Raw genomic sequence first — 6,581 nt, 5'->3', positions numbered from 1 at the left:
CCTCGACCTCGCGGACCTGCAGCCAGAACTCCCGGCTGTGCGGCGCATCGAGCTGCTCGATCCGCCCAAAAGCCTTCAGCGCCGACGCCATATGGTCGACCCGCGCGGCGACCGAGGCGGCGAAGCCCTCCAGCCGCAACGCCGTCAGCGCCATCTCGCCCTTCAGCGGCGCCCGCGCGGCGGCGGCCGGCGGGAGGTGCGCCGCGGCGGACAGCTCCACCGGTTCGCCCATGGCGAGCGTCATGGCCTCGCCCGCCCGGCGGTCGTCCAGGCCGAACAGCAGCAGGGTCAGCTCGGTGCGCGCCGCCGGCAGCACCTTGATGGTGATCTCGGTCATCACCGCCAGCGTGCCCCACGATCCGGCGATCAGCTTCGGCAGATCGTAGCCGGTGACGTTCTTCACGACCTTGCCGCCGGCCTTCACCAGCTCGCCGCGGCCGGTCACGGCCTGCAGCCCCAGGAAGTGGTCGCGCGCCGCGCCGGCCCGGATGCGGCGCGGGCCGGAAAGGTTCGCCGCCAGCGTCCCGCCCAGGGTCGCCCGACCCGTGGCGCCCAGCAGCTTGCCCAGATGCGGCGGCTCGAACGGCAGCATCTGGCCGTGCGCCGCGACCAGCTTCTCGAGCACCGCCAGGGTGACGCCCGGCTGGGCGGTCAGCACCAGTTCCTCCGGGGCGTAGTCGACAACCTTGTTCAGGCCGGCGAGGCTCAGCACCGCGTCGGCGTCGGCCACCGACCCAATCCCGCGCTTGGTGCCGCCGCCGATGACCTCCAGCCTGCGCCCAGACATGCCGGCGTCGGCCACGAGTTCGCAGACCTCCTCGGCGGTCTTCGGCGTCTCGGTCAGGGCGACGAGATCCAACATCTAGAACCGGGGGAGCTCCGGGAAGGCCACGGCCCCGCGATGCACATGCACCCGGCCGAGCTCGGCGCAACGGTGGAGGCGCGGGAACACCTTGCCGGGGTTCAAGAGCAGGTCCGGGTCGAAGGCGCACTTCACCCGCTGCTGGCAGGCGAGGTCGGTCTCGGAGAACATCTCGCCCATCAGGTCGCGCTTCTCGACGCCGACCCCATGTTCGCCGGTCAGCACCCCGCCGACCTTGACGCAGAGCCTGAGAATATCCGCGCCGAAGGCTTCGGCCGCTTCCAGCTGCCCCGGCTGGTCGGCGTCATAGAGGATCAGCGGGTGCAGATTGCCGTCGCCGGCGTGGAAGACATTGGCCACCCGCAGTCCGTACTCCAGCCCCATCTGGGTGATCGCGCCCAGAACATAGGGCAGCTGGCCGCGCGGGATGGTGCCGTCCATGCAGTAGTAGTCCGGCGAGATGCGGCCCACCGCGGGGAAGGCCGCCTTGCGCCCGGCCCAGAACGCCAGCCGTTCAGCCTCGTTCTTGGACACGCGCACAGTCGTTGCGCCCCGCGCGCGGGCCAGCTCGACCACGTGGGCCGACAGCTCGGCGCATTCGGCCTCCGGTCCGTCCAGCTCGACGATCAACAGGGCCTCGGCGTCCACGGGGTAGCCGGCGTGGACGAAGGCCTCGGCCGCGGCGATGGCTGGGCGGTCCATCATCTCCATCCCGGCCGGGATCACGCCCGCGGCGATCACGTCGCCGACGCAGCCGCCCGCCGCCTCCACCGAGGCGAAGCCCAACAGCATCGCCCGCGCCGTCTGCGGCTTCCTCAAGAGGCGCACGGTCACCTCGGTGACCACACCCAACAGCCCCTCCGAGCCCGTGACCACGCCCATCAGGTCATAGCCGGCTGCATCGAACCCCTTGCCGCCCAGCCGCACCACCTCGCCGCTCATCAGAACCATCTCGCAGCCCAGTACGTTGTGCGTGGTCAGACCGTACTTCAGGCAGTGCACGCCGCCGGAGTTCTCCGCCACATTGCCGCCGATGGTGCAGGCGATCTGGCTCGACGGATCGGGCGCATAGTAGAAGCCGTCCGCCTCCACCGCGGCGCTGATCGCCAGGTTGGTCACGCCGGGCTGGACCACCGCGCAGCGGTTGGGGAGGTCGACGTCCATCACCCTGTTGAATTTGGCCATGCCGAGCACGACGCCGTCGGTCAGCGGCAGGGCCCCGCCGGAGAGCGAGGTCCCGGCGCCGCGCGGCACCACCTTCACCCCGTTCGACTGGCACCAGGCCAGGACCTCGGAGACCTGGGCCACAGTCTCGGGCAGCACCACAGCGAGCGGCGTCTGGCGATAGGCCGACAGGCCGTCGGATTGGAACGGAACCAGACCCGTCGGGTCGCCGATCACGCCATCGCCCGGGACCAGGCGCTTCAACGCGCGAACGATCTCGTCCTTGCGGGCGATCAGCGCGGCGTCGGGCGCGGGCATCTTCATGGCTCGCCCACGAACCAAAGTTCGCGCGCGGGGTCCAGCCTCTAGGCTTCGCGCAGCATCGCTTGCAGGCCGCGCGCCACGGGCTCGAGCATTGCGCCATCGGTGACGTCGGCCAGGTCGCGACGGGTGTGGTGCAGCGGGTGTCCGGCGACGAGGCCGACCAGCGGCCGGTAACCGAGCTTGCGGAAGGTCGCCAGCTCGCCAGGCGCATTGTGCGCGTCGAGGTCCAGCGGCTTGTCATAGCCGCGCTGCCCGGCGAAAGCCTTGGCGCCGAGGTCCATGAGCAGGCTGCTGACTCCCAGGGTGCGGGCCGCCTGAGGCCCGGGCTGGCGGGCGATCTGGCCGTCCTCCAAGGCGAAGTCATAGGCTGCGACATTGGCCCCGATCGCCACCCAAAGGCGCGTGTCGGCGGGTTTGGGGGCGAGCGTCTGGGTGAAGTGGTGCGCGCCGTAGCCGTCGAACTCGTGCCCGGCCGAGGCCACGACAATGATGTTGCGGTCGCTCGTCGCCGCCAGCCAGCGCGCCAGGCCCAGCCAGATGGCGATGCCGGCGCCGCGTTCTCCCGCGCAATGGAACCAGCCGCTCTTGGGCGTCGAGATGACAATCGGCTTGCCCGGCCCCGTACGGTGGCCGATCACGTTATGCGCCGGCCGGGTGACCGAGCGGCCCTCCAGCCGCACCGTGACGCTGCGCCCCGCGGCGGCGGCGGCCTTCAGGGCATCGCCGTCGCGGCCCGCCGCCAGCACGACCGGGACCTTCCAGGGCGGCGCCTTGGGATTGCGGTTGAGGGCGGAGAGTTCGCCCAGGGGAGACTCGGTGATCGCCACCACCGCCAGGACCCCCGAGTCGACCGCGGCGACCACCTGGGCGGGCGGCGGTGAATCCAAGGGCCCACCGGCCCCGGAGGGCAGGTCGATCAGCGCGATCTTGGCCGCGCCGCCGATCAGCGACAGGGGCGCGGTGACGCCGCCAGCCGGCGTGGCGACCGGGGTCCAATAGGGAAAACTCTCCAGCGCGCGGCCATTGAGCGTGATGTCCACATGGCCCGGATCGAACACGGGATAGTCGAAGGCCTGGCGCTCGACAGCGTAGCCGGCGGCCTTCAGCGCGCGCTCCATCCAAACTGTGGTGGCGTCATCGCCTGGCGTCCCTGTGCGGTGCTCGCCGAGGCCAGCGTAGGCCTTCACGTCGGCATAGAGGGCCGCGCCGGCGAGCGGATCGGGCGTGGCGGCGGCTCGGGCGCTCATGGCCGGAAGGGTCGTCGTGGTGGCGCTGAGGCCCGCAAGCATCGCCTGCCGTCTGTCGATCTGAAACGCCACGCGACCTCCACCCTGGACAGACTGCGCCCAAGCCCATGGCGGCGAGTTTTGCTCGCAATCAACCATGGTGTTGAGGCATTCCAGCATCCGGAACGGATGCCCGGACTAACGACAAGCTCTAGTGACGCGCCGGCTGACCAGCCGCCTGCGCCTGAGCCGCGCGGCGTTCCTCGACCTGCTTCTTGTGGGCCATGTGATGGCCTACGGCGCAGCCGGCGGCGGCGCCCAGCAGCGCATGGTGGCCGGCGACGTGACCGGCGACCCCGCCGACGACGGCGCCCTTGATGCAGCCCTTGGCTTCGACGGCGCCGCTGCCGGACAGGGCCAGCGTGAACGCGATGGCCGCGGTTGTGACGATCTTCATGGGCATCCTCCGAACTGTCCCCCGCCCCGACCCTACGCGCCCTTGAAGGCTGGCGTCCGCTTTTCGTTGAAGCTGGCGACGCCCTCGCGGCGGTCTTCGGTCTTGAACAGGCGGTTGTAGGCCGACAGCTCCATTTCCATGGCCGCCGCCAAATCCAGCGAGTGGCCCTCGCGGACCACGTGTTTCAGGGCGCGGACCGAGAGCGGGGCCTTGGCGGCGATCTCGGTGGCCACGCCCAGCACGGTGGCCATCAGGGATTCCGGAGAGGTGACGCCGTTGACGACGCCGTACTCCAGCGCCTGGGCCGCGGTGAACGGGCGGCCCGTGGTGAGCAGCTCGATCGCCCGCCGCTCGCCGGCGCAGCGACGCAGCAGCTGGGTGCCGCCGAGGCCCGGCATGATGCCCAGCCCCACCTCCGGCAGGCCGAAGCGCGCGGTCTCCGAGGCGTAGGCGAAGTCGCAGGCCAGGGTCATCTCGCAGCCGCCGCCCATGGCCGCGCCGTTGACGGCGGCGATCACCGGGACCGGCACCGAGAGCTGGGCGCGGACCATGGCCTCGAACACCCGATGCTGCAGCGCCCAGGTCTCGTCGGTCATGCCGTTGCGTTCCTTCAGGTCCGCGCCGGCCTGGAAGTGGCGCCCCTCGCCGGTGAGGATCACGCAGCGCAGGTCCTCGCGGGCGGCCAGCGCCGTCCAGGCGTCGGTCAATTCTTCGCCCATCAGGGTGGAGAGCGCATTGGCGACCTCGGGCCGGTTGAAGGCGACCACGGCGACGCCAGGCGCCGGTTCGGTGAGTCTGATGGTCTCGGGCATGTTCAAAATGACTTCGGCAGGTCCAGCACGTGGGTGGCCACGTGGGAGAGGATGAGGTTCGTGGAGATCGGCGCCACTTGGTAGAGGCGGGTTTCGCGGAACTTGCGTTCGATGTCGTACTCCTCGGCGAAGCCGAAGCCGCCGTGGGTCTGGACGCACATGTCGGCGGCGTACCAGGAAGCCTCGGACGCCGTAAGCTTGGCCATGTTGGCCTCGGTTCCGCAGGGCTGGCCGGCCTCGAACAGGGCCGCGGCGTGGGCGACCATGTGCTCGGCGGCGGTCATCTGGACGTAGGCCCGCGCGATGGGGAACTGCACGCCCTGGTTCTCGCCGATCGGCCGGCCGAACACCTGGCGCTCCTTGGCGTAGGTGCTCGCGCGATCGATAAAGAACTTGGCGTCGCCGATGCACTCCGAAGCGATCAGGATGCGCTCGGCGTTCATGCCGGAGAGGATGTAGCGGAAGCCCTGCCCCTCTTCCCCGATCAGGTTGGCGACTGGCACGCGCAGGGCCTCGAAGAACAGCTCCGTGGTGGCGTGGTTGATCATGGTCCGCACCGGACGGATGGTCAGGCCATTGCCGACTGCCTCTCGCATGTCGACCAAGAGCACGCTCATCCCGTCCGACGGCTTGGTCGCGTCGGCGCGGGCGGTGGTGCGGCAAAGCAGGACCATCAGGTCGGAGTGCTCGGCCCGGCTGATCCACAGCTTCTTGCCGCTGACAACGTAATGGTCGCCGTCACGTCGAGCGAAGGTGGTGATGCGGGTGGTGTCGGTGCCGGCGTCCGGTTCGGTGACGCCAAAGGCCTGCAGGCGCAGTTCGCCCGAGGCGATCTTCGGCAGATAGGCTTCCTTCTGGGCCGCGCTCCCGTGCGCGAGCAGGGTGCCCATGGTGTACATCTGCGCATGGCATGCGCCGCCGTTGCAGCCGGACCGGTGGATCTCCTCCAGCACCGCCGCGCCCGCCGCCAGGCCCAGGCCCGAGCCGCCGTATTCCTCCGGGATCAGCACCGACAGGAACCCGGCCTCGGTAAGCGCAGAGACGAACTCCGTCGGATACTGCCGCTCCCGGTCCAACGCCCGCCAATAGACGCCCGGGAACCGCGCGCAGAGCCTGCGCACCGCCTCGCGGATTTCGGGGAAGGTCTCTTCGTTCAGCTTGGGCACGGCGGGCATCTGTGGCGCCTCACCCGCCGTCAGCCAAGCGCGAAACCGGGATGACAGCGGAAGGGAAGACGGTAGGGTCCGGCCCCAAGGAAGGCAGGCGCCGTGTGACAGACCTCAGCTACGTGCATGGCGCCGACGCGCGGCCGCTGCTCGGCCAGACCATCGGGCAAGCCTTCGACGCGACCTGCGCGGCTCACCCTGACGTCCCGGCGCTGATCTCGCGGCATCAGAAGGTGCGCTGGACCTACCGTGAGATGGGCGAGCGGGTGGACGCACTCGCCGCAGGCCTACTGGCGCTGGGCCTGGGGCCGGGCGACCGCATCGGCGTCTGGGCCCCCAACTGCGCAGAGTGGGCCCTGACCCAGTTCGCCACCGCCAAGGCCGGTCTGATCCTGGTCAACATCAACCCGGCCTACCGCCTGAGCGAGGCCGAGTACGTGCTGAACAAGGTCGGCTGCAAGGCGCTGATCACAGCCGTGGCGCACAAGACCAGCGAATACCTGCACATGATCCGCGAGCTTGGTCCGGAGCTCTCCTCCTGCCGCCCCGGCGCCCTCCAGGCCGGTCGCC

7 protein-coding genes are annotated in these 6,581 nt (G+C 70.2%); 1 reads left to right on the top strand and 6 read right to left on the bottom strand.

Annotation, left to right across the window (positions count from 1 at the left end):
* The 6 genes from E8A12_RS02540 to E8A12_RS02515 all read right to left on the bottom strand — a co-directional run.
* A partial coding sequence (locus E8A12_RS02540; RefSeq protein ID WP_293366187.1) for an FAD-binding protein occupies positions 1-862 on the bottom strand: 862 nt, incomplete at its 3' end.
* On the bottom strand, positions 863-2,350 hold the full coding sequence (locus tag E8A12_RS02535) for an FAD-linked oxidase C-terminal domain-containing protein (protein ID WP_293366186.1): 1,488 nt from the start codon (positions 2,348-2,350) through the stop codon (positions 863-865).
* Positions 2,351-2,391: 41 nt separating this feature from the next.
* Positions 2,392-3,669, bottom strand: coding sequence for a hypothetical protein (locus tag E8A12_RS02530; RefSeq protein WP_293366185.1), 1,278 nt, complete (start codon positions 3,667-3,669; stop codon positions 2,392-2,394).
* Positions 3,670-3,787: 118 nt separating this feature from the next.
* Positions 3,788-4,033, bottom strand: coding sequence for a hypothetical protein (locus E8A12_RS02525; RefSeq protein WP_293366184.1), 246 nt, complete (start codon positions 4,031-4,033; stop codon positions 3,788-3,790).
* Between the two features lie 32 nt (positions 4,034-4,065).
* Positions 4,066-4,845 (bottom strand): enoyl-CoA hydratase-related protein, encoded by a 780-nt coding sequence (locus E8A12_RS02520; RefSeq protein WP_293366183.1) that lies wholly within the window; start codon positions 4,843-4,845, stop codon positions 4,066-4,068.
* 2 nt (positions 4,846-4,847) lie between these two features.
* Positions 4,848-6,020, bottom strand: a complete 1,173-nt coding sequence (locus E8A12_RS02515) for an acyl-CoA dehydrogenase family protein (RefSeq protein WP_293366182.1) — start codon at positions 6,018-6,020, stop codon at positions 4,848-4,850.
* Between the two features lie 95 nt (positions 6,021-6,115).
* Between E8A12_RS02515 and E8A12_RS02510 the strand changes: the two genes are divergently transcribed.
* The coding region (locus E8A12_RS02510; RefSeq protein WP_293366181.1) for an AMP-binding protein at positions 6,116-6,581 on the top strand (466 nt) is incomplete at its 3' end.

Source organism: Phenylobacterium sp., assembly GCF_004799395.1.
Taxonomy (GTDB): Bacteria; Pseudomonadota; Alphaproteobacteria; order Caulobacterales; family Caulobacteraceae; genus Phenylobacterium.
This window is presented reverse-complemented; position numbering and strand designations above follow the sequence as displayed.

Coding starts and splice junctions, on each gene's coding strand:
- E8A12_RS02535 (WP_293366186.1), bottom strand. CDS start 2,350: ATGAAGATGCCCGCGCCCGACGCCGCGCTGATCGCCCGCAAGGACGAG.
- E8A12_RS02525 (WP_293366184.1), bottom strand. CDS start 4,033: ATGAAGATCGTCACAACCGCGGCCATCGCGTTCACGCTGGCCCTGTCC.
- E8A12_RS02520 (WP_293366183.1), bottom strand. CDS start 4,845: ATGCCCGAGACCATCAGACTCACCGAACCGGCGCCTGGCGTCGCCGTG.
- E8A12_RS02515 (WP_293366182.1), bottom strand. CDS start 6,020: ATGCCCGCCGTGCCCAAGCTGAACGAAGAGACCTTCCCCGAAATCCGC.